Source organism: Streptomyces sp. NPDC059788, assembly GCF_042732265.1.
In the GTDB taxonomy this organism is placed as follows: domain Bacteria; phylum Actinomycetota; class Actinomycetes; order Streptomycetales; family Streptomycetaceae; genus Streptomyces.
Genome location: NZ_JBHWHY010000035.1, coordinates 87,903 through 108,696, shown reverse-complemented (window position 1 = coordinate 108,696; position 20,794 = coordinate 87,903). Strand labels below are relative to the sequence as shown.

General features: G+C 73.1%; 21 protein-coding genes. 7 read left to right on the top strand and 14 right to left on the bottom strand.

The window, feature by feature from the left end; translation table 11 throughout:
* Positions 1–156 precede the first annotated feature (156 nt).
* Together ACFV57_RS28445 and ACFV57_RS28440 are read left to right on the top strand one after the other, a co-directional pair.
* A complete protein-coding gene (locus tag ACFV57_RS28445) occupies positions 157–819 on the top strand; it encodes a HemK2/MTQ2 family protein methyltransferase (RefSeq protein WP_385238125.1) in 663 nt (220 codons plus the stop codon).
* Complete coding sequence (locus ACFV57_RS28440) at positions 800–1,114, top strand: CDGSH iron-sulfur domain-containing protein (RefSeq protein WP_385238124.1); 315 nt, start codon at positions 800–802, stop codon at positions 1,112–1,114. Before ACFV57_RS28445 ends, ACFV57_RS28440 begins: the two co-directional genes overlap by 20 nt.
* On the opposite strand, the gene ACFV57_RS28435 is transcribed toward ACFV57_RS28440, so the two are convergent.
* Positions 1,094–2,068: an iron-containing redox enzyme family protein gene (locus tag ACFV57_RS28435; RefSeq protein WP_385238122.1), complete on the bottom strand. Its 975-nt coding sequence runs from the start codon at positions 2,066–2,068 to the stop codon at positions 1,094–1,096. The two genes, ACFV57_RS28440 and ACFV57_RS28435, sit on opposite strands and share 21 nt — an antisense overlap.
* A gap of 114 nt (positions 2,069–2,182) precedes the next feature.
* Positions 2,183–3,448: an aromatic acid exporter family protein gene (locus ACFV57_RS28430; RefSeq protein WP_385238121.1), complete on the bottom strand. Its 1,266-nt coding sequence runs from the start codon at positions 3,446–3,448 to the stop codon at positions 2,183–2,185.
* A 418-nt stretch (positions 3,449–3,866) separates the two neighbouring features.
* Here ACFV57_RS28430 and ACFV57_RS28425 point away from each other — a divergent pair, with 418 nt between their 5' ends.
* Entirely contained in the window at positions 3,867–4,109 is a 243-nt protein-coding gene (locus ACFV57_RS28425) for a hypothetical protein (protein WP_385238119.1), read from the top strand.
* A 149-nt stretch (positions 4,110–4,258) separates the two neighbouring features.
* Positions 4,259–4,915 (top strand): hypothetical protein, encoded by a 657-nt coding sequence (locus tag ACFV57_RS28420; RefSeq protein WP_385238118.1) that lies wholly within the window; start codon positions 4,259–4,261, stop codon positions 4,913–4,915.
* Between the two features lie 16 nt (positions 4,916–4,931).
* Here the strand turns inward: ACFV57_RS28420 and ACFV57_RS28415 are convergent, their stop codons facing one another.
* The 6 genes from ACFV57_RS28415 to ACFV57_RS28390 form a co-directional block, all read right to left on the bottom strand.
* Positions 4,932–5,987 carry a cytochrome P450 gene (locus ACFV57_RS28415; protein ID WP_385238116.1) on the bottom strand — a complete coding sequence of 352 codons (1,056 nt, stop codon included), beginning with the start codon at positions 5,985–5,987 and terminating at the stop codon, positions 4,932–4,934.
* Between the two features lie 48 nt (positions 5,988–6,035).
* Positions 6,036–6,116, bottom strand: a complete 81-nt coding sequence (locus ACFV57_RS28410) for a tryptorubin family RiPP precursor (RefSeq protein ID WP_385238127.1) — start codon at positions 6,114–6,116, stop codon at positions 6,036–6,038.
* A gap of 232 nt (positions 6,117–6,348) precedes the next feature.
* Positions 6,349–7,464 (bottom strand): DUF2637 domain-containing protein, encoded by a 1,116-nt coding sequence (locus tag ACFV57_RS28405; RefSeq protein WP_385238115.1) that lies wholly within the window; start codon positions 7,462–7,464, stop codon positions 6,349–6,351.
* Between the two features lie 76 nt (positions 7,465–7,540).
* Entirely contained in the window at positions 7,541–7,735 is a 195-nt protein-coding gene (locus ACFV57_RS28400; RefSeq protein WP_385238113.1) for a hypothetical protein, read from the bottom strand.
* A gap of 226 nt (positions 7,736–7,961) precedes the next feature.
* A complete protein-coding gene (locus ACFV57_RS28395) occupies positions 7,962–8,801 on the bottom strand; it encodes a helix-turn-helix domain-containing protein (RefSeq protein ID WP_385238112.1) in 840 nt (279 codons plus the stop codon).
* Positions 8,802–8,905: 104 nt separating this feature from the next.
* On the bottom strand, positions 8,906–9,907 hold the full coding sequence (locus tag ACFV57_RS28390; RefSeq protein ID WP_385238110.1) for an ABC transporter substrate-binding protein: 1,002 nt from the start codon (positions 9,905–9,907) through the stop codon (positions 8,906–8,908).
* Between the two features lie 131 nt (positions 9,908–10,038).
* Here ACFV57_RS28390 and ACFV57_RS28385 point away from each other — a divergent pair, with 131 nt between their 5' ends.
* Genes ACFV57_RS28385 through ACFV57_RS28375 form a run of 3 tightly spaced genes read left to right on the top strand, consistent with a single transcriptional unit; the run spans position 10,039 to position 13,027 of the window.
* Positions 10,039–11,046 carry a FecCD family ABC transporter permease gene (locus ACFV57_RS28385; protein WP_385238109.1) on the top strand — a complete coding sequence of 336 codons (1,008 nt, stop codon included), beginning with the start codon at positions 10,039–10,041 and terminating at the stop codon, positions 11,044–11,046.
* A complete protein-coding gene (locus ACFV57_RS28380; protein ID WP_385238107.1) occupies positions 11,046–12,149 on the top strand; it encodes a FecCD family ABC transporter permease in 1,104 nt (367 codons plus the stop codon). Before ACFV57_RS28385 ends, ACFV57_RS28380 begins: the two co-directional genes overlap by 1 nt.
* Before the next feature lie 35 nt (positions 12,150–12,184).
* Positions 12,185–13,027 carry an ABC transporter ATP-binding protein gene (locus ACFV57_RS28375; RefSeq protein WP_385238106.1) on the top strand — a complete coding sequence of 281 codons (843 nt, stop codon included), beginning with the start codon at positions 12,185–12,187 and terminating at the stop codon, positions 13,025–13,027.
* On the opposite strand, the gene ACFV57_RS28370 is transcribed toward ACFV57_RS28375, so the two are convergent.
* The 6 genes from ACFV57_RS28370 to ACFV57_RS28345 form a co-directional block, all read right to left on the bottom strand.
* Positions 13,014–14,048, bottom strand: coding sequence for a UDP-N-acetylmuramate dehydrogenase (locus ACFV57_RS28370; RefSeq protein WP_385238104.1), 1,035 nt, complete (start codon positions 14,046–14,048; stop codon positions 13,014–13,016). The two genes, ACFV57_RS28375 and ACFV57_RS28370, sit on opposite strands and share 14 nt — an antisense overlap.
* 262 nt (positions 14,049–14,310) lie before the next feature.
* Positions 14,311–15,672: a hypothetical protein gene (locus ACFV57_RS28365; protein WP_385238103.1), complete on the bottom strand. Its 1,362-nt coding sequence runs from the start codon at positions 15,670–15,672 to the stop codon at positions 14,311–14,313.
* Between the two features lie 197 nt (positions 15,673–15,869).
* Positions 15,870–17,174 (bottom strand): MFS transporter, encoded by a 1,305-nt coding sequence (locus tag ACFV57_RS28360; protein ID WP_385238101.1) that lies wholly within the window; start codon positions 17,172–17,174, stop codon positions 15,870–15,872.
* Between the two features lie 290 nt (positions 17,175–17,464).
* Positions 17,465–18,100, bottom strand: coding sequence for a serine O-acetyltransferase EpsC (epsC, locus tag ACFV57_RS28355; RefSeq protein WP_385238100.1), 636 nt, complete (start codon positions 18,098–18,100; stop codon positions 17,465–17,467).
* Between the two features lie 3 nt (positions 18,101–18,103).
* The gene (locus ACFV57_RS28350) at positions 18,104–19,129 is read right to left on the bottom strand and encodes a pyridoxal-phosphate dependent enzyme (RefSeq protein WP_385238098.1); all 1,026 of its coding nucleotides are present in this window, start codon (positions 19,127–19,129) and stop codon (positions 18,104–18,106) included.
* 282 nt (positions 19,130–19,411) lie between these two features.
* Positions 19,412–20,794 carry an MFS transporter gene (locus tag ACFV57_RS28345; RefSeq protein WP_385238097.1) on the bottom strand — a complete coding sequence of 461 codons (1,383 nt, stop codon included), beginning with the start codon at positions 20,792–20,794 and terminating at the stop codon, positions 19,412–19,414.

The following is a 20,794-nucleotide window of genomic DNA, read 5'->3' as shown; positions in this document are numbered from 1 at the left end:
GGGGGGCGGGGCGCCCCCCGGGGGGGGCCGGGGCCGGGGGGGGGGGGGGGGGGGGCCGGGGGGCCCCCCCCCCGCCCCCCCCACGTCGGCAGCCGGCTGACCGGCGATCTCTCGCCGGGCGCGGAATGAATGGTGCCTGCGGGGTACCCGTGATGGGTGTTCTTCATCAAACCCCCCGGCGTGTACGCGCCGCAGGAAGACACCGGGATGCTGGCCGCGGCCCTCCGGCGCGAGAGCCTGCGGCCCGGCGCCGAGGTGCTGGACGTGGGCACGGGCAGCGGTGCCCTCGCGGTCGCCGCGGCCCGGCACGGCGCCGGGCGGGTCACCGCGGTCGACGCCGCGTACGCCGCCGTGCTCACCACCCGGCTCAACGCCCGTTTCGCCGGGCACCGCGGCCGGGTGCGCGCGCACCGGGGCGACCTGCTGCGGCCCGTGGCCGGGCGCCGCTTCGACCTGGTCCTGGCGAATCCGCCGTACGTGCCCTGTCCGGCGCCCGTGCCACCGCGCGGCGGCCGGGCGCGGGCGTGGGACGCCGGGCCGGACGGCCGGGCCGTGGTGGACCGGCTGTGTGCCGGGGCGCCCGCGCTGCTCGCCCCGGACGGCGTGCTGCTGCTCGTCCACTCGGCGGTCTGCGACCCCGCCCGCACACTGGCCCTGCTGACGGGCGCCGGGCTGCGGGCCGCTGTCACCGACCGGCAGTACATTCCTTTCGGGCCCGTGATGCGGCGGCGGGCCCCTTGGCTGGAGGCCCAGGGGCTGATCGCCCCGGGCCAGGACAAGGAGGAGTTGGTGATCGTCCGTGCCCAGCGGTCCGCGTGAGCAGGAGTCCGTACCGCGGGGCGCGTACCGCGTGCGCGGGGAGGCGCGCCGGGTCGTCCAGGACCCGGCGGGGCCGGTGCTCGTCGAGGGCCCGGTCGAGGTGCGGCTCGGCGACGGGACGACGGCCCGTTCCGACCGGCCGCTCGTCGCGCTGTGCAGGTGCCGCCGCAGCCGGACCTTTCCGTGGTGCGACACCAGCCACCGCGGCCGCGGGCGGTCCCCGGCCGCGCGCCGGGCCGCCGGGGACGCGGAGCGCGGCGCGCGGGCCCCGGACTCACAGCGGGGCGAAGAGTGAGGACTCCCCCGCCCGCCAGGCGCTGAGCAGCCGCTCGCCCAGCCGGTCCTCCAGCAGGCCGGTGGCCGCGATGCCGAACGCGACGTCCGGGGCGAGCGCCGGCTCCTCCCGCAGCAGCCCCTTCACGACCTGGTGGCGCACGACCTGTTCGTGCACGGCGTCCGCCTCGACGTGCTCGGAGTAGAAGTGCACGGCCGCCGGGCCGGCCTCCAGCCGCTCCATCGCCTGCGCGAGGCGGCGCGATCCGGGGGACGAGGTGACCTCCACCCAGGCGAAGTGCCCGACGAGGGCGCCCCGGTGCACGCGGTGCAGGCCGAAGAGGGACATCAGGTTGTTGACGGCGAGCATCTGCCGTGCGCAGGCGCCCAGGTAGCGGCCGTACGCGGGGTCCAGGCCGAGGTCGGCCATGAGGTCGGCGAAGAGCCGCGCGTGCACCCGCTCCGCGCGGCCGGCCCCGAGTTCGTCGTACTCCACCGCCATCATCGCGGCCTTGGCCGGGCCCCACAGGCGGGGCACCACCCACAGGTGGGGGTCGGCCTCCTTGAGGTGGTACAGGGAACGCTGGGCCGCGTACTCGCGCAGCTGCCAGTACTCGCCCTCGTCGCGCAGAAAGTGCGAGACGCCGCCGCCGTCCGGCTCCACCAGCAGCCCGTCGAGCAGCACGTCCGGGTCGTCCTGCGCCGGAGCGTCGGCCTGTAGCGCGCCGAGGAAGGCGTGCTCCAGGGCGGCGCGGAAGCGCAGCAGCTCCGGGTCCCACTCCCAGGTGTCGGGTACGGCGTCGAAGCCGCGGTAGTGCAGCTCGTAGCAGAGGGCCAGGGCGAGTTGCAGGTCGTCGCCGTACGGGTCCGCGGCGGCCGCGGCACGGTGGTCCGGCAGGGATACGGTGCCGGGCGGCTCCTCCAGCGCGGAGACGACCGCCGCGGACAGGTCTCCGCGGGCCGGGGGGCGTTTCACGTCGCGGTCCTTCCCTTCACCCGGCCGGGGCACGGTGTGCCGGGTGGCTCACGGGTGCCCGGGGCGGCCTGGGGAAAACGTGGGGCCGCCCGGGTGCGTACGGGCAGGCGCTGGTCAGCCGCCGTCCGGCGGCCGGGCGGACGCGCCGGCGGGGCCTTCGGGACCGTCCCGGTTGCGCGCCCTGCTCCGCCTGCCCCGCTTCTTCTCGGTCTGCGGCGCCTCCGATTCCGCGAAGTGGGTCAGTTCGTGCAGCAGCTGCTGCATCTCGACGAGCAGTTCGCCGCTGGCCGCGGCGGCCGGCGGGTCGCGCTGCGCCCGGAAGTCGTCGGCGAGTCCGTCGTACAGCTCCTGGGCCCGCTCCCGGGCCGCGCGGTAGCGCTCCTCCGCGTCCGTCCCGTCGTCGTCCGTGATCAGGTCCGCCTCCGCCTTGCACAGCGTGGCGGCCTCGTCCGCGAGGTCGGCGTACCGCCGCAGAAACGCGGCGCCCGGCACGGTCAGCCGCGCCTGTTCCCCGACGGTGCCCGCCAGTGTGCGGGTGATGGCCGCGAGATGGGCGGCGGCCCGTTCCCACACGGCGTCGGCCTTCTCGGGCGGGGGCGGCGGCGGTCCGGTACGGCGCAGCCGGAAGCCGGGGTTGAAGCGGGAGCTCTCGGTGTTCCACTCCCGGGCGCTGGCCAGCGCCCGCAGCACCTGGCCGAGGCGGCGCGCGCGGTCGTGCCAGCCGGCCGCGTCGGTGGCGCTCCACTCCTCGCCGCGCAGGCCCTCGGCCATCGTCCGCAGCAGTTCGGCGCTCTCCCGGGGCAGCCGGCTCAGCTGTTCGTGCACGTTGCGCAGGTGTACCGGCGGGAGGACGAAGGCGTTGACGGCGATGCCGATGACCGCACCGATCATGGTCTCCACGAGCCGGTGCTCGACCTCGATCAGCGAGTAGGCGCCGTAGGTGATGACGAACAGGGCGGTGGTCGCGCCGTAGATGCCCTGGGCGCCCAGTCTGCGGTGGGTGCCGACCAGCGTCATCACCGGCAGCACGATCAGCATGGACCCCAGCTTGCTGCCGCCGGTGGCGGCCATCACCGCGGACGCCAGCACGGCGCCGAGCACGATCACCACGAGCTGCTGGAGCCCGGAGCGCAGCGAGCGGTAGACGGTGGCGTCGACCAGCGCCACCGCGGTCCAGGGGGCCATCAGGGCCAGCGGCGCGTTCAGCCACCAGCCCGTCAGCGCCCAGGCCATGACCGCGGCGCCGGCCGCCTTCAGCGACTGGACGACGGTGTCCCGCTCCGGTCCGGGCTCCCGCACCGCGCTGCGCACCGTGCGGGCGACCGCGGCCACCTCCCACCACAGCCACCGCCACCCGGCCGTGCCGCTCGCCTCCGCCAACTCCGCCTCCCGGGCTCGCTCCTGTGCGGGTCGGTGCCGCCGTGCCGGCCGGCGGCCCGGCGCGGTGGGTACCCATGATCGTCCGGGCTAGTCGCGGCCCGCGGCCGTCCGGCGCAGCCGTGGAGCGCGGCGGCGGTCCGGCGCGTGCGCACGGGGCCACGGCGGTCCGGCGCGTCCGCACGAGCCGTGGCGGTCCGGCGCCGTCGTACGGGGCGGGGCGGCGCCCGCTTCGAACACGCCCGCCGCTCCCTGGGCCGCACGGGTGATCCCGGGCACCCGTAGGGGTGGCCGTCCACGCCGGGGCGCTTCGGAAGCGGCCACCGCCACCTTGACTGGGTGCGCGCCCCGTCCCCGTACCGCTCCGTCCCCGTACCGCTCCGCTCCTCCCATCCCCGATTCCGTGGAAGTCCTGGTCCTCATGCGTATCCGTTCCGCAGTCGTCACAGCCCTCGCCGCGGCCGGCGCGGCCGCCCTGGCCCCGCAGCCCGCCGCCGCGAACCCGGCGTCGAGCCCCGCGATCTCCTCCCTCACCGAGTCCGAGGTCGTGGGGCTCCTGCGCATCCCGCTGAGCGAGTCCAACGTCAAGGCGGTCCTGGGCACCGTCGAGACGCTCGCCCGGCCGCTCAACATGGAGAAGGGCGCCTCGCTCACCGGGAAGTGACGCCGACCCGCCCGGCGGCCGCAGGACGCACACACGTACGAGCCACCACGCGCGTGTGCGCCCCCGTCTGCGCCTGTCCGCCCCCTCGCCCCGGCGTCACCGTGTGGAGTACGAGCCCGGTACGCCGGTCCTTCGACGAGGAGAGCGAAGTGATCCACATCAGCGAGACGCTCATGCTGCAGACGGTCGAGGAGTTCCTCACCACGGAGGAGATATCCCGGCTCGTCAAGATCATGGACAGTGAGGCGGCCGGCTGGCGGCCCCGCCACCAGGCCGAGGTGCTCAGGGCACCGGCGACCGCCCATGAGGTCCTCGCGGACGCCACGCTGCGGGCGCTGCCCGCAATCCGGCGCAGTATGCCGTCCATCGCCGGTTGCGGCCACTGGGGCTACACCGAACTGGCCGTGGGCCAGGGCGTGCCCACCCACCTCGACGGCATCAGCAGCCCGCGCACCCCGCCCCGGCGCATCGGCCGGATCGGCGTGACGATCGTGGACGCGGCGGAGGGCGGCCGGTTCTACATCGAGACGATGTCGGACTCCGCGCCCTGGACGGACACGATGCTGGGCGCGGCCGACGGGTACGAGCCCGGCACGCCGATGAGCCGCAGCCTGCCGCACGGCCCCGCGGTCCACGAGGAGACACCGCAGTGGCTGAGCGCGCCGCGCAAGAGCCGGTGGCTGACCGACGCCGGGCCCGGTGTGGCCGTCGCGTACGGCGCGCAGGTCATCCACGGCGTCACGCCGGTGCTCCGCGGCCGGGTGCGCAAGTTCGTCACCGACCTCGTGGACACGGAGGCGGCCTGACGTCGTGGCCGACGGGTCAGCGCCGTACGACCCGTACCCGCGACACCCCGAGCAGACCGGCCAGCGGCACCTGGGCCGAAGTCTGCCCGGGACTCACCACCAGGCCCTGCTCCCGCACCATGTCCAGGAGGCGTTCGGCCAGCGGCATGACCATGTGCCGCCCCCAGCACCGCTCGTTCGCGTGCCCGAAGGGGAGGTATCCGGGGTGGTCCTCGGGGTCCAGCGACTCCCACCGCTCGGGGCGGAACTCGTCCGGCGCGTCCCAGAGCGCCGGGTCGCGGTGGCTGAGCAGCGGCAGCAGCAGGACGTCGTCGGTCGCGCCGATCCGGTCGTCGAGGGCGGCGAACTCCGGTGACGCCACGCGCAGCAGGTTCCACGAGGGCGGCAGCAACCGCATGGACTCGTACAGGAGGTGACGGTTCGGCACGCTGTCGTCGAACGGCGACCCGAGCCAGAGCGCGTTGGCGACGAGCGTGGAGACGGTGAAACACACCGGTGCCGCCGCCCGCCGGTACAGACCCATGGCGTAGCGCCGGTCGTCGTAGCCCGCCGCGGCAGCCGTGAGGCCCGCCAGCCGGGATGCCGGCGCACCGGCCCGGGGGCGCCCCGGCAGGGCCGCTCCCGCGGCGATCACCGTCCAGGTCAGTTTGGGCGTCCATTCCAGCTTACGGTCGACGAGCACCCGGAGCCGGTACGGATCGGAGCCGAAAACCAGGTCCCGCAGATAGCGATGCCCCGCCCGCGGCCATTCCCCGGAGAGGTCGGCCGCTTTTCCGGCGGGGTTTTCCGTGTTTCCGAGCGCCGCGCGGACGTCCTGGGAAACGGCCCGCATGACGGCGGAGGATTCCGGGCGGCTGATGGCCCGGCCCTGCAGGGGTTTGAAGGTCGGCCGTTCGGCCGCGTTGGCCGGCCTGCTGCGCAGCACGGCGTCGATCAGGTCGGGCCCGGCGACGCCGACGGTGTCGGCCTCCAGCCGGAACGCCTGCGCACCGCGGTGCTCTTCGAGGAGCCGGCCGAGCCGCGGCGTGAAGACCGTGACCCGGTCGCTCCGGTCCGTGCCGTACGTACGCATCGGCGGCCTCCGAGAGCCTGGTTGGGGAACTACCGGGTCACGCGCCGATCAGTACCAGATGTACCAGGCGTACGCCTTCAGGCTCTTCTCCGCCTTGAACTTCTTCTTGAGCGAGTTGACGAGCTTCATGACAGCACCTCCGAGGGGATGGCGAACTGACGAAAACCGTGCTCCACTCCGCGGGCCGGGACGGCGAATTGCCCACCACCGTCACAGAATCCGGCGTTCCGCTCAGCGTCACCGGAAAGTGAAGCGGAGCACGAAAGGCGCGTCAATGTGGTGTGGATCACCGTAAAAACCCGGTATTACGGGTTTCGTTCGCTGTGGTGGATGCCGCAACGGCCAGTCCCCGGCGGTGCGCTCACCCACCGGACCGGTGGCGATGCTGCCCCCGGCTGCTCTGCGCGTGCCGGGCCGCGGGCTGGGGGGTGATGGCGAGGTCGAGTTGGCGTACGAACTGGTGGAAGCAGAGCAGGACGGTCAGCGGCGGCAGGCCCGCCACCGCGATGCCCGCCGGGGAGGGGTGCACGCGGGCGATGCACAGCAGCATCGCCACGACGGCGAAGAAGATGACGACGGCCCAGGAGTGCAGGGTGCGGCGCCGGTAGGCGCGGGCGCGCAGGATGGACAGGGTGGCCACGACCCAGGGGCCGTAGATCAGCAGGGGCCACAGCGCCGCGACGTCCGAGGGGGCGACGCCGTCCGCGATGGCGCGCAGCGACGGGTACGAGGCCACCGCGCCCAGCCCGGCGACGGCGATCGCGATGACCGCCGTCATCAGGACGGAGGCCGCGCTCAGCAGGCGCCGCCAGGACCAGCCGCCGGGCTCGGGGCCGGCGGCCGGGCAGGGGCCCGCCGTTCGCGGAGGGCGGTCGCCATCGGGTTCGTCCGGGCCGAACTCGGCCTCGCCGGCGCGGAGTCGGGGCTCGGACGGGTGAGGCCCGGCCTCCGGCGGATGGAGCCCGGCCCCTGACGGATGGAGCCCGGCCTCCGACGGATGACGGTCGGTTCCGGAGTCCTGGAAGACGAGGCCGGAGTCGGGGTCGTGGAAGACGGTCCCGGAGGAGTGGAAGGCGGCCTGGGAGGGATAGAAGACGGCCTCGCCGACCGGGAAGGGGGGGTCACCGGAGGGGAAGACGGCCTCGTCGGGAGGGAAGACGGTTCCGGCGGAGGGGAACGCGGCGTCACCGGCCGGGAAGGCGCACTCCGGGCCGCCGGCCACGGGGGGCTGTTCGGCGGTGTCCCACAGCTCCGCCAGCTCGGGACCGAGTTCCTGCACGACGGCGGCGTCCCAGCCGTCGTAGGCCATCTCCTGGCCGTGGTAGGCCATCTCCTGGCCCGTAAGCCCGCCGTACGGGAACGGGACGCCGCCGTCGGGGAAGGGGACGGACTCCTCCGCGATCTGGCGCGGCAGCCGGTGCCGGCCGCTACCGGGAGGCACGGGGACCCGCGGGATGTCGTTCACAACAGCTCTCACAGGAATCGGTGGTGGCCGGTGGGGAAGGGGCCGGCCGACGCGCCGCCCGGCGGGGCGGCGGGCGCCGGAGGAGCCGTTACCGGGCGTCGTCGATGCCGTCGAGGGCGGCCAGCAGCTGTTCCAGCAGATCGCCGGTGTACTCCAGCCGTACGCGCTGCCCGGGGCGCAGCAGGTGGACGTCGGGACGGACGTCGGGCGTGCTGCGGGGCACCGTCGAGCTCAGCTGCCAGGAGCCGAGCCGGCGGGTGGGGGAAACGATCGTCTCAGTCATACGTCGTCAACGAATGCGCCGCACAGCGGGTGACTGCGGCATACGGGCGAATGAGAATTAAGATAACTAATTCCTCATAACGGTGCTTCGGTGGTGGAACCGGAAGCAGCCGCACCGGCACGAGTGGAGCAGACGCCGCGCCGTACGGCCCTGACATCGGGCCGCCGCCGGGCCGTGCGACACTGACCAGCGACAACACCATAAAGGGAGAGTTACGGACAAAGCGTCAGGACTCCCGGCAACTCCGGCGCTCTTTCTCCGCCTGTCCCCCGGCGCGCTCCCGCAGGACGTGCGCGGTCGGCCGGTCCATCGGGAAGAACAGCTCGATCGCCAGCTCCGAGAGGGTGACGTCGGCGGGCGCGCCGAAGGTGGCGATGGTGCTGAACATCGCCAGTTCGCCGTGCGGGGTGCGAAACCGCATGGGCACCACCGCTTCGCGCGGGCCGCGCTCCTGCGACGGGGCCGGCGCCTCGTGCGCGGGCACCTCGTAGGCGCTCACCTCGTCGTACAGCGCGCCCAGCGCGGCGTCGCCGGTGGTGCGCACCTGCTGCGCCAGCCCGCCGAGCAGGTGCGCGCGCACCTCGCCGTAATCGACCGCGTGCGCCGGGAGCCCCTCGGGGTGCAGGGCCAGCCGCATCGCGTTGGGCGCGGGCGACCGCAGTTCCGCCGGGGCCACGTCGAGCAGGACGTCCATGGCCCGGTTGGCGCGCACCACGTTCCACAGCCGGTCGACGACGACCGCCGGATACGGTTCGTGCCCCTCCAGCAGCATGTCCACGGCCGAGCGCACCGCGCGCATGCCCTCGCCTTCCAGGGGGCGTTCGCGGTAGACGGGCGCGTAACCGGCGGCCATCAGCAGGCTGTTGCGCTCGCGCAGCGGTACGTCCAGGTGGTGGGCCAGGCGCAGCACCATCTGCCGGCTGGGCCGGGCCCGCCCGGTCTCCACGCAGGACAGGTGACGCGGCGAGGTGTCGGCGCGCAGGGCCAGCTCCAGCTGGCTGAGCTTGCGCCGCTGCCGCCATTCGCGCAACAGCACACCCGCTCCCGGAAGTTGATCGACACCCATACGGGCGACCCTACCGAGGGCCGCACGGACCGGCCATGACCTGCGGGGTCATGACACGGGTCATGACACGCGACGCGACCTGGGGCGCGAGAGCGCGCTCCCCCTCAGGCGATACGTCCCCGCGCCCCCGCGAGCGACTTCCGGAACAGCTCGTAGACCTTGGTCATCCCGTGATGGCTGAGGCTCGGCTCCGGGTACCACGGGCCGAGCCGGCCGGCGCGGATGGCGGGGAGGCCGCGCCACAGGCCGTTGTTCTCCAGATCCTCGGGCTGGAGGCTGCTGGCGCGTACGTCGAGGAGGATGAGATCGGCCGGGTAGCGGTCGACGAGTTCCCAGGAGAGCTTTTCGACGTAGAGGTTGCCGCCGGTGGGTTTGACGACGTCGAGACCGAGGCCCTCCAGGTCGCGGATGGAGGACCAGCCCGTCTTGCTGACCCGGATGCCGTCCTGGTCGGCGGAGGCGAACATGACCCGCAGTCCCGGCCTGCCGCCGATGTCCCGGCGCACCTGGTCGCGGACGGCGAGGTAGGCCGCCTTCCCGCGCCGCAGCTCCGGGGTGGTGAAGTCCGCTCCGAGGGCGGCGGCCAGCTCGGCGTAGCGCCGTACGGCGGTGTCGACCTCGGCCCCGTAGACCTCGACGGACACCATGGGGGCCAGCCGCTGCACGAGTTCCAGGCCCGCCGGGACGAGTTGGTGCGCGCCGTACTGGATGGGGTCGACGACGAGGTCCGGGCGCAGTTTTCCCATCCGTTCGACGCTGACGTGGCCCCAGGTGCCGCCGACCACGGTCACCTGGTCGAGGTCGACCTCGCCGATCACGCTGAGGTCCTTGCCGCCGCCCTGCTTCTGTAAGGAGCCGTAGACGCCGACCGGCCGGATTCCGTAGTCCCACAGGACCGCGGCGGCGGTGGCGTGCGCCACGATGCGGCGCGGGCGGGCGTCGAGCCGGGCCGTGTGTCCGGCGTCGTCGGTGAAGCTCCAGGGGGCCCGGCCGCGGACGGTCTGCCTGCGGCCGGCCTCCGGGGGCGAGCAGCCCGCCGCGCCGAGCGCGAAGAGCCCGAGGGCACCGGTGGCCAGAAACCGTCGTCGGCCGGGCAGGGGCGGCATGTTTCTCCTCAGGGTCACAGGGATGTTCGGGGGGCGAATATCGACACGAGAGATAAGTAAGGTTAGCCTTACAGAAGTTGAAGCCGCCACGCACGTCGTGCTGAACAGTCAGCAAGAACGGGGAAGTCAGAGTGAGAAGCAGCCGCGGGAAGCTGCTGTCCGGCTTAGGCGTCGCGCTGTGCGCCCTGGCGGTGGCCGTGGCCGTGAGCATGGGCCTGGGCGCACGGACCGTCCCGCTGAGCACGGTCGCCGAGTCACTGCTCCACTTCGATCCGCATGACGTGGACCACCTGGCCATATGGGAGTTACGGCTCCCGCGCACCGCCCTCGGGCTGCTCGCGGGAGCGGCGCTGGGGATGGCCGGCGCGGTGATGCAGGGTGTCACCCGCAACCCGCTGGCCGACCCCGGGATTCTGGGGGTGAACGCCGGCGCCGCGCTCTTCATCGTCGTCGGCATCGACATCTTCGGCATCACCGCGCTCAACGGCTATGTGTGGTTCGGCCTCGTCGGCGCCGCGCTGGCGGCCTGCCTTGTGTACGCGGTGAGTTCGCTGGGCCGCGGTGGCGCCACGCCCGTCAAGCTCGCGCTCTCCGGAGCCGCGGTGAGTGCCGCGCTGACCTCGCTGACCACCGCGGTCCTGCTGCTCGACGCGAACGCCTTCGACCAGTTCAGGTTCTGGCAGGTGGGTTCGCTGTCCGGCCGGGACGGCACCGTTGTCGGGCAGGCGCTGCCCTTCCTGGCCGTGGGTGCCGTACTGGCCCTCGCCTCCGGGCGGATGCTCAACGCGCTCGCGCTCGGCGAGGACACCGCGCGCTCCCTGGGCCGGCGCGTCCACCGGGACCGTGCCGCGGCGGCGCTGTCCGTGGTCCTGCTGTGCGGGGCGGCCACCGCGATGTGCGGCCCGATCGCCTTCGTCGGCCTGGCCGTTCCGCACCTCGCCCGTCTGATCACCGGCCCCGACTACCGCTGGATACTGCCGTATTCGCTGCTGCTGGCCCCCCTGCTGGTGCTCGCGGCCGACATCGTGGGCCGGCTGGCGATCCGGCCCTCCGAGCTCCAGGTCGGGCTGATGACGCCGCTCCTGGGAGCCCCGGTGTTCGTCCTGCTGGTACGCCGACGCAAGCTGGCGGAGTTGTGATGAGCAGCCACGGCACGGCCCGACGGGCCGAGGCGGCACAGCCCGGCACGGCGACCGGGGAAGCCGCACGAGCGATCGTGGTCGAGGTACGCCGCCGCGGCAGAAGACGCACCTACGCCGTGACCGGCGCCCTGGCACTCGTCGTACTCGCGGCGTTCACCGCCGCGCTGACACTGGGCGAGTTCCACCTGCCGCTGACGGAGGTGATCCGGTCGCTCACCGGACCGCTCTTCGGCAAGGCCTCCTGGGAGAGCGACTTCTTCGTCTTCGACGTACGGCTGCCGCGGGTGCTGACGGCCATGCTGGCCGGAGCGGCGTTCGGACTGTCCGGCGCGCTCTTCCAGAGCCTGATCCGCAACCCGCTGGCCAGCCCGGACGTCATCGGCATCACCTCGGGCGCGAGCGCCGCCGCCGTCGTGTGCGTCCTGGTCCTCGGGCTGGGCGGGCTGGCGGTCTCGTTCGGCGCGCTGGTGGGGGCGCTGGTCACGGCCACCCTCATCTACGTGCTCGCCTGGCGCAGCGGCGTCAGCGGCTACCGCCTCGTCCTCGTCGGCATCGGGATCGCGGCGGTGCTCTCCAGCCTGATCTCCTACCTGATGACCACCGCGCGGATCGTCGACGCGCAGCGGGCACTGGAGTGGCTGACCGGAAACCTGGACGGCCGCACCTGGCTGCACGCCGGCACCCTCGCGCTGTGTCTGGCCCCGCTGCTGCCCGCCACGGCGGTCCTGGCGCGCCCGCTGGCGGCGCTGCAGTTCGGCGACGACACGGCGACCGGGCTCGGGGTGCGGGTGACGTCCCGCCGGCTCGCGCTGCTGACGGTGGCGGTGGCGCTGGCCGCGGTGGCGACCGCGGCGGCCGGCCCGGTCCCGTTCGTGGCCCTGGTCGGCGCGCCCGTCGCGCGGGGGCTGCTGCGCGGGCGCGGACCGGCGCTGACGGCGGCGGCGCTGGTGGGCGCGGTGCTGATGCCCGTGTCGGACTTCGTCGGCCGGCATCTGTTCGCCGCCACGGAGCTGCCGGTGGGTGTGGTGACCGGTGCCGTGGGAGCCCCGTACCTGCTGTTCATGCTGGCACGCACCAACCGCTCGGGACGTGGCGGATGACCACGGCCCGGGAACGAGACGAAGGACGAGGACCGATGACCGCGACGCACGTGCTGCGGGCCGAGGAGGTCCGGCTGGGTTACGACGGGCGGCAGGTCGTCGACGGCCTGACGTTCGAGGTGCCCCCGGGCGAGGTCACGATGGTCGTGGGCCCGAACGGCTGCGGCAAGTCCACCTTGCTGCGTGCGCTGGCGCGGCTGCTGCGCCCCGCTTCGGGCACGGTGTGCCTGGACGGACAGAACATCCACACGATGTCGACCCGGCAGGTCGCCGCCGTCCTCGGCATCCTGCCGCAGTCCCCCGTCGCGCCGGACGGCATCCGCGTCGGCGAACTGGTGGGCCAGGGCCGCCATCCGCACCAGGGGTGGCTGCGGCGGTGGGGCGCCGAGGACGACGACGCGGTCGCGCAGGCGCTGCTCGCCACCGACACCCTGGAGCTCGCCGAGCGCCCGGTGGACGAACTGTCCGGCGGGCAGCGGCAGCGGGTGTGGATCGCGATGGCACTCGCCCAGCGCACCGGTCTGCTGCTGCTGGACGAGCCGACGACCTTCCTCGACGTCCCGCACCAGGTCGAGGTGCTGGACCTGCTGACCGACCTCAACCGCAAGGACGGCACCACCGTCGTCGCGGTGCTGCACGACCTCAACCTCGCCTGCCGCTACGCCGGTCACATCGTGGTGATGAACGACGGCGCGATCGTCGCCGAGGGCGCGCCGTCGCGGATCGTGACCGAGGACCTGATGCGGACGGTCTTCGGCATGGACTGCCGGATCATTCCCGATCCGGTCTCGGACACACCGCTGATCGTGCCCATCGGACGCCACTACTGCACGGCCACGAGCGCCGGTCCGGCGTCCGGGGCGGTCAGTCCCCGATGAAGTCGATCTCCGGGGTGAGGAGGACGCCGGTGCGGTCGAGGACCTGCCGCAGCACGATGTCGACGGCCTGGCAGAAGGCGGCCGCGCTGGCTCCCTCGTCGGCCACGAGTGTGTGGTGCACGGAGGAGATCCGGACGCCGTGCGTGAGGGGATGATTCAGATCGAAGCCCGCCTGCCGGATGAGCCAGCTCGCGCTCACCCGCGTCGAGCCGTCCGGGAAACGCGCCACCGGCGCGCCGAGGTCGCGCAGCCGCGCGGCCGTCGGACCGCCGACCTCCGGACTGAAGAAGACACTGCCGATGGACCGCCGGTCCTTCTCGCTGGAGTCCAGCACCATGCCCTTCCTGCGGCGCACCGTCAGGACCGCCTGGGCGACCTGCGCGGGTGGCACGCTGCTGCCCAGCGGCACATCCAGTTCCTCGGCCACGCTGCGGTAGGTCACCGGGGTGCTCAACTCGGCGCGTCTGAGGGAGAAGAGGAGGGACAGTACGGTCCAGCGCCGGGATCTCTTGAAGATGCTGGTGCGGTGGCCCAGGCCGCACTCGGACGCGTTCAGGGTGACCCGGCGGCCCAGTTCCCAGTCCCACGCCTGGACGCTGCGCAGGGTGTCGGACACCTCCTGCCCGTACGCCCCGACGTTCTGCACCGGTGTCGCGCCGGTGGTTCCGGGAATGCCCGCCAGCATTTCCATGCCGACCAGTCCCTCGGATATCAGCGTCTCCACCAGGTCCCGCAGCGGATGTCCGGCCTGTACCTCCACCAGCACCCGGTCCCGGTCGTCCGTTTCCCGTACCCGTAAACCACGGGTGGCCATTCGCAGGACCGGGGTCGCACACCCCTGGTCGCCGACGAGAACATTGCTGCCTTCTCCCAGGCATACCGGAGGGGCCGGACTGTGGCGCATCTCCTCGACGAAGTCGGGGAAATCGGCGAGCTCCTGGAATTCGACCAGGGACGTGGCCTGTCCGCCGATGCGGAGAGTCGTCAACGGGGCGAGCGGTACCCCGTAACTGACGCGCATAAATGGGCTCCTCATAAACAGTCCCGAATATCATGAAAGAGAGCTGATCCGGCACCGAAAGCCCGTATTCGTCCATCTCGCGGCGGGCTCCCCGTGTCGCCGTCAGTATCGCCCGCTCCATGATTGTTCAGCGACCGGAGCGGAGCGGTTGCCCGCGCCGCTCCCCGAAGGCGGCGGCCTGCCGGTCCCTTCGGGGCCGGGCCGCCCGCACCGGCCCGGCCGCCCGCACCGGATCGGCCGCCCGCACCGGATCGGCCGCGGCTCAGCGCCGGGCGCGGCCCAGGACGTCGTCGGTGCGCTGGACGATGCGGCGTGCGTCGGCCGCGTCATGGCGCTGGAGTTGCCGGCGCAGGCCGGTCAGGCGGGCACGGCCGCGCGCCGAGGCCGACTGGCCGGCGAGGTCCAGGGCCGCCCCGGCCGCCTCGGCGGCGCCGTCGATCTCGCCCAGCAACAGCCGCGCCTCGGCCAGCGAGGTCTGGTGCAGCAGGCGGTTGCGGGGCTGGCTGCCGTCGAACAGCTCCAGGCCGCGGGCCAGGTCGAGGGCGGCCTGGCCGGGCCTGCCGACGTCCAGCCGGGCCCGGCCGGCGTCGCCCACCAGCACGGCGGGGGTGACCCAGTAGGCCCACGGCTCCTGGCCGCGGAGCCCGGCCGCGCCCGGCGCGTCGCCCATGGCCTCGCGGATGGCGGCGGTCTCCTCCAGCGCGCGTTCGCAGCCGGCCAGGTCCTTGAGGCTGGCGTGGGCCCTGGCCTGACGGCTGGCCAGCAGTGCCTGACCAGGGCTCGGGGCCTGGCCTGCGGTGCCCTTGCGGGCGATCCGGATCAGCCGCAGCGCCTCCTCGCCGCGGCCGTGCCAGGTGGCCTGGTAGCTGAGGCAGGAGATGATGTGCGCGGCCAGTCCGCGGTCGCCCGCCAGGCGCGCGGAGCGCAGGGCGTGGAGCAGGTAGCACCTGGCGTGGGCCTCGTCGCCGAGGTCGCCGGCCATCCAGCCGACGATCTGGCCGAGTTCGGCCACCAGCCGGTGCAGCCGGATGCCGGTGTCCTGGTCGTAGGAGCAGGTGTCGACGAGCATGACGGCCCACCGCAGGTCCTGGACGGCCCAGTCCAGCAGCAGCCTGCCGCCGCGGTCGTCGTCGAGCAGGCGGAACTGGTTGATGCGCTCGCTGATCAGGCCCAGCGCCGCGGGGTCGATCTCCTCGCCGCGCCGCTGCCCGGGGGGCGGGGTGTCGGTGTTGAGCAGCCAGTCCACGGCCGCGGTGATCAGGTCCTGTTCGCCGGTCGCGACGAGCGGCGGGGCCGGGGTGCGCTGCGCCGGCGGCAGCGTCCAGCCGAGGCCGCAGGGGGGCTGCGGCGCGGCCGGCGTCCGGCCCTGCCCGGCCGTCGCCGGGGGCGGGAACTTGTCGGGCCACAGCGAGTGGAGCGGGACCGGCTCGCCCAGCCGTTCGGCGAGGATTTCGGAGACCACACGGGGCAGGTCGCGGCGCGGACACGATCCGTTCAGCCAGTTGTACGGCGCCTTGGCGCTGATGGTTCCCGCGCCGCAGACCCTGTTGATCTCCCGGGCCAGCCGGTCCGGTGACCAGGAGAGCCGGCGCAGGCACGCGGCTAATACCGAGGTGTTGTTCATCCGCTTACGCCGCCCCGTTTCGTTTCGAACAGCCTTCGTTGCTGGAGAACTCCGGCCCACCGTGCTATCCATGAGGCCGATACCCAAACGGAATATGCCTGGACCACATTGCCAGGGTGACGCGAGACACACCCCGGGCGGCGACGCACGAAGACCGACGATGACGGCCGAAAAGCATCCCGGAACTGCCGCAGATTTTACTTGAACGCCTTACTTGTTTTGGCGGTTCCGACAAAGGGCGCGCGTTCCGTCCGCAGTACCGGCCAGTAGAGCAAGCCGCCGGCCGCCAGCACCACAACGGCGAATACAAAGGGCGCGACGAACGATCCGGTCACTTCGGCCAGCCAGCCGGTCAGCAACACCCCGCCGGTGGTGGCCGCCGTATTGGCGAAGTTCATCAGCCCGCCGGCCGCGCCCACCGCGCCGGGCGGGGCCAGCAGTCCCGGCAGGCTCCACGCCACGGGCGCGGCCACGGCGAGGCCGCCGAGGGACAGCGACATCCAGAAGACCGCGCCGAGCGGCGACGAGGCCCAGCCCGCGCAGCCGATGGTCGCGCCCAGCGCGAGCCCGCAAAGGAGCACCGGTCTGCGGCGGCCCACGGGGTCCCCGCCGCTGCGCACCAGGCGGTCGACCAGCCATCCCCCGCAGACGAGTTCGGCCGCGGTCGCCACCAGCCACGGCACCATGGCGTACAGGCCGGCCGAGCCCAGCGCCACGCCGAACTGCCGCTGGAAGAAGACCGGCATCCAGGTGAGCACCACGTTGATGGTGTAGCCGTAGCAGGCGAAGCCCAGGGACATGGCCCAGATCCGGCGGGAGCCGAGCACGCCGCGCAGCCCGCCCGCCGCGTCGGCGCCCGTCATATCGCCCGGCGCGTCGGCGCCCGCCGTACCGCCCGGCACGTCGCGCTGCGTACCGGAGGACCGGGGGCGCTCGTCCGGGTCGCGGTAGCCCCACCACCACACGGCGGCGAACAGCACGCTGAGCACGGTGGTGAACAGGAACCCGGAGCGCCAGCCCCACGTGCTGATCACCCACGCCAGTACGGGAAAGGCCAGCACGTTGGCGAACTTCGTCGCGCCGTCGAACAGCGCGGTGGCCCGCCCCCGTTCCACCGTGGGGAACCACGCCGCGGTCGCCTTGGCCGCGCCGATCATCGAGGGCCCCTCGGACACGCCCAGCAGCACCCGGGCCAGCATGACGAGCCCCAGGCCGGACGCCACGGCCGTCAGCAGGCTCGCCAGGGCCCACAAGGGGACGGCGATCCGGTTCAGCCACTTCACGCCGATCCGGTCGACCAGCAGGCCGGAGGGCAGCTGCACCAGGCAGTACGACCAGCTGAACGCGGCCAGCACCACGCCGAGTTGGCTCAGACTCAGCCCGAACTCCTCGGCGAGCGGGGTACTGGCCACCGACAGCACCGTACGGTCGAAGAAGTTCACGAGGATGCCGCCCGCCAGCAGCGAGCCGATGGCCCAGCGGGCGCGCCCGGGGGGTGTCATGGAAGGTGGCCGACCCTTCGTCGGGGCTGGGGGCGCCACCGTGCCGTCCGGTGACTCCGATCAAGATCCACGCTAACCACACACGTGCGCCGCCCCTGACGGGGAAGGATTCTTACCGGCCATCGGCCGGCCGCCCCGGTACTTCAGTGAGAGGGTGCCGCGCGAGAAGGCGCCGCGCGCCCCGGCCAGGGCGCGTGCGGGCACGACGGGAGCGGCAGAGCCGGCTCCTCCGGCTCCGGCTCCGGCTCCGGCAGCGTTCTCTCACTGAAGTACGGGCGGCCGGACACCGCTCAGGCCCGGTCGGCCCGGTGGTCCGCCATCTTCCGGGGCCGGGCGACGGTGGGTTCGCCCATGATCCGGCACCCCGGCGCCACATCACCGAGCACCAGGGCGTGCGCGCCGATGAGCGCGTCGTCGCCGATGGCCAGCGGCCCGAGGACGGTCGCGTTCACGCCGAGCGTGACCCGGTCGCCGACCATCGGATGCCGCCGGTCGCCGCTCGGCCGCAGCTTGTCCCGCCACCACCCCACGGCGCCCAGCGTCACCTGCTGGTAGATGGTGACGTCGTCCCCCAGTACCGCGGTCTCGCCGATCACCACGCCGGTGCCGTGGTCGATGAACAGCCGGCGGCCGATCCGCGCGCCCGGGTGGATCTCGATGCCGGTCAGCACCCGTGCGCAGCTGGTCAGTACACGGGCGGCGATCCGGTGCCGCCGGCCGTACAGGCGGTGCGCGATCCGGTGGATCCACAGCGCGGGCAGCGTGGAGTGGAACACCGCTTCCACCCGGGAGGCGATGGAGGGGTCACGGGCCAGCGTCGTGTCGATGTCCTCCAGCATCCTGGCCAGTGGACCGTCCCCGGAGCGCCGGCCGCCGAACGGCACGGCGCCCGTCTTCGGTTTCCGGTCGGGCTGCGACTGGAGCATGGCTCAGGCCCCCACGCTTTCTGCCCTCTCCCAGTCCTCCTTGGAGCCGGAGTCGGCGAAGACCGTGACGACGATGTCGTCGGGGCCCAGGTTCTTCGCCTTCTCGCGTGCGATCAGCCAGCTCGCCCCGGCCGACGAACCGATCCTGGTGCCGGTCTCCTGGAAGAACTCGCGCATCGCCGTGAGCGCCTCGCGGTGCGAGACCTGGGCGCTCTCGAACTCCGGGAGCAGCTTGTCCACGAACGGCTGGCGCATCCCGTAGGTCAGCCCGCCGGCGCCGGCGAACTTCGGCTCGGCGTTCGGGGGTTCGGGGGTGCCGTACGGCAGCTCGGCGGGGGTCACGCCGATGACGGCGAGCTCGGGGGAGATGCCCCGCAGCGCCCTGGCCACACCGGCGAGCATGCCTCCGCTGCCCACCGCGGCGACCACGGCGGCGGGGCGGGCGCCGTCGAGCTGGCCCACGATCTCGCGGCCGGTGAAGAACTGGTGCGCGGCGACGTTCGCCATGTTGCGGTGCTGCGCCAGCAGCGTCCAGCTGGGGTCCTCGGCGGCGATCTCCGAGGCGCGCTGCATGATGGCGAGCGGGAACTCGGACGCCGGCACCAGGTCGATGGCGGTTCCGCCGTCGGCCAGGTGGGTCAGCAGGCTCTGCGGAACGGAGTCCGGCATCACGGCCCGTACGGGGATTCCGGTGACCTTGTTCAGGCCCGTCAGCGCACGGGCCATGTTGCCGCCCGAGCAGTCGATGACCTTCAACGGGCCGCTCTTGCCCGCGTGTTCGTTGATGGCGCGGCAGAGCATGGAGTACGCGGGACGGTCCTTGGCGGAGCCGGACGGGTTCCGGAGCTCGTACTTGGCCATGATCTTCGCCCCGCCGGGCGGTCCGGGCACCTCGACGAGCGGCGTGCCGCCCAGGGTGGCCCGGAATTCACGCAGCCCCGGATACTGGGCGAGCGCGGTGGTCTCGTCGACGGCCGTATCCAGGGGTTCGGTTACGGAGAGGTCGATCTGGGGCGGTTGTGTCGCCATCGGGCTCACGGTCCCTTCGCCAATTCGCGGCCTGCGCGGCCGGATCCACGCTGCATTCGCGCTCTGCGCGCGCAAATGTTCGGCCGTGGTAGATGGTCAGTGAGCCCGTGAGAGGTGTCAACGAAACCCAGGTGTTCAAGCATGCGGGTACAACAGCCGTACGGAACAGGCCGGTTCGGCGGCCCCGGGCCGGGTGACGGCGGCCCGGAGGGACGCCGGGCGAGCGGGCCGCCCCTCCCCCGCCGTTCGGCCCCGGGCGGGGTGAACGAGGGCTCCGTCCCCCTAAGCCGGCTGGACGGCCGGGCTGCGCGCCTTGAGGAGCCACAGCGCCAGCAGCCCGCTCCCCAGCCCGACCACGGCGGCGACCGCGAACACCGCGAACAGCCCCTCGGCGTACTCCGCGTGCAGGTCGACGCCTCCGTGGCCGGCCGAGAACTGGTGGAACACGGAGCCGAGCACGGCGATGCCCAGCGCCAGCCCGAGCTGGCGCGCGCAGTTGGCCGCCGCGGCGGCGACGCCGCTCTGCGCGGCGGGCGCGGCGGACATGGCGATGGCGGGCAGTACGGGGGAGACGATGCCCGCGCCGACTCCGGTGAGGATCAGTCCCGGTACCAGTGCCGTCCACGACGATCCCGCGTCGACCGTCAGCATGAGGACGTTGCCGACGCCCACGGCGACCGTGCCGCCGCCGAGCGTCCAGTGCGCGGGGAGCCGGTGCAGGGCGCTGCCGACCACGGCGGAGGTGGCGAAGAACGCGACCGGCTGCACCGTGATGACCAGGGCGGTGGGCAGCGAGGTGAGCCCCATGCTGTCCTGCAGCCAGATCGAGATGACCGGCAGCGCGCCGAACGCGGCGAGGTAGTAGCCCATGGCCGCGACCAGGGTTCCGTTGAACTCCCGCTTGCGGAAGAGGGACAGCGAGATCATCGGCTTGCTGCCGGACCGTTCGACGAGGACGAACGCGATGAGCATCACCACGCCGAGCGCGAAGCCGAGCACCGCCGAGGTGGCTCCCCAGCCCTGCTCGCCGCCGCGGATGATGCCGAAGGTGATGCCGATCGCCGACAGGGTGAAGGTGACGATGCCCAGGTAGTCGATGCGGGTCGAGGTGCTGGCGTCGTCGATGAGGACCTTGGCGGACAGCGCCAGCGTCAGCGCGCAGACCGGCACCCCGCCGAAGAAGATCCACTGCCAGGAGAGGAACTGCGTCAGGACCCCGCCCGCGACGTTGCCGATCCCGGCGGCCGCGCCGGCCACCGCGCCCCAGACGGCGAAGGCCACGCCCTTGTCGCGTCCGGTGTAGGTGATTCCGATCAGGGGCAGCAGGGTCGAGAACATCGCGGCACCGGCCAGGCCCTGCACCGCCCGCGCGGCGATCAGTACGCCGACGTCGCCGGCCAGCCCGCAGACGAGCGTGGCGACGCCGAAGGTGCCCAGGCCGGCGAGGTAGAGGCGCTTGCGGCCCAGGTTGTCGCCGAGTGATCCCATGCCGAGCAGCAGTCCGGCCAGCGCGAGGGTGTAGACGTCGACGATCCATTGCAGGGAGCCGAAGCCCGCGTGCAGGTCGTGGGCCATGCTGGGGAGCGCCACCGTCACGATCGTCGAGTAGACGAGTAGCATGAACGTTCCCGAGCAGGTGGCGACCAGCGGCAGCCATTTGCGCAT

Coding starts and splice junctions, on each gene's coding strand:
- ACFV57_RS28410 (WP_385238127.1), bottom strand. CDS start 6,116: ATGAAGCTCGTCAACTCGCTCAAGAAGAAGTTCAAGGCGGAGAAGAGC.
- ACFV57_RS28395 (WP_385238112.1), bottom strand. CDS start 8,801: ATGGGTGTCGATCAACTTCCGGGAGCGGGTGTGCTGTTGCGCGAATGG.
- ACFV57_RS28390 (WP_385238110.1), bottom strand. CDS start 9,907: ATGCCGCCCCTGCCCGGCCGACGACGGTTTCTGGCCACCGGTGCCCTC.
- ACFV57_RS28415 (WP_385238116.1), bottom strand. CDS start 5,987: ATGCGTACGTACGGCACGGACCGGAGCGACCGGGTCACGGTCTTCACG.
- ACFV57_RS28375 (WP_385238106.1), top strand. CDS start 12,185: ATGACCGCGACGCACGTGCTGCGGGCCGAGGAGGTCCGGCTGGGTTAC.
- ACFV57_RS28380 (WP_385238107.1), top strand. CDS start 11,046: ATGAGCAGCCACGGCACGGCCCGACGGGCCGAGGCGGCACAGCCCGGC.
- ACFV57_RS28370 (WP_385238104.1), bottom strand. CDS start 14,048: ATGCGCGTCAGTTACGGGGTACCGCTCGCCCCGTTGACGACTCTCCGC.
- ACFV57_RS28345 (WP_385238097.1), bottom strand. CDS start 20,794: ATGCGCAAATGGCTGCCGCTGGTCGCCACCTGCTCGGGAACGTTCATG.
- ACFV57_RS28360 (WP_385238101.1), bottom strand. CDS start 17,174: ATGACACCCCCCGGGCGCGCCCGCTGGGCCATCGGCTCGCTGCTGGCG.
- epsC (WP_385238100.1), bottom strand. CDS start 18,100: ATGCTCCAGTCGCAGCCCGACCGGAAACCGAAGACGGGCGCCGTGCCG.
- ACFV57_RS28350 (WP_385238098.1), bottom strand. CDS start 19,129: ATGGCGACACAACCGCCCCAGATCGACCTCTCCGTAACCGAACCCCTG.
- ACFV57_RS28400 (WP_385238113.1), bottom strand. CDS start 7,735: ATGACTGAGACGATCGTTTCCCCCACCCGCCGGCTCGGCTCCTGGCAG.
- ACFV57_RS28365 (WP_385238103.1), bottom strand. CDS start 15,672: ATGAACAACACCTCGGTATTAGCCGCGTGCCTGCGCCGGCTCTCCTGG.
- ACFV57_RS28425 (WP_385238119.1), top strand. CDS start 3,867: ATGCGTATCCGTTCCGCAGTCGTCACAGCCCTCGCCGCGGCCGGCGCG.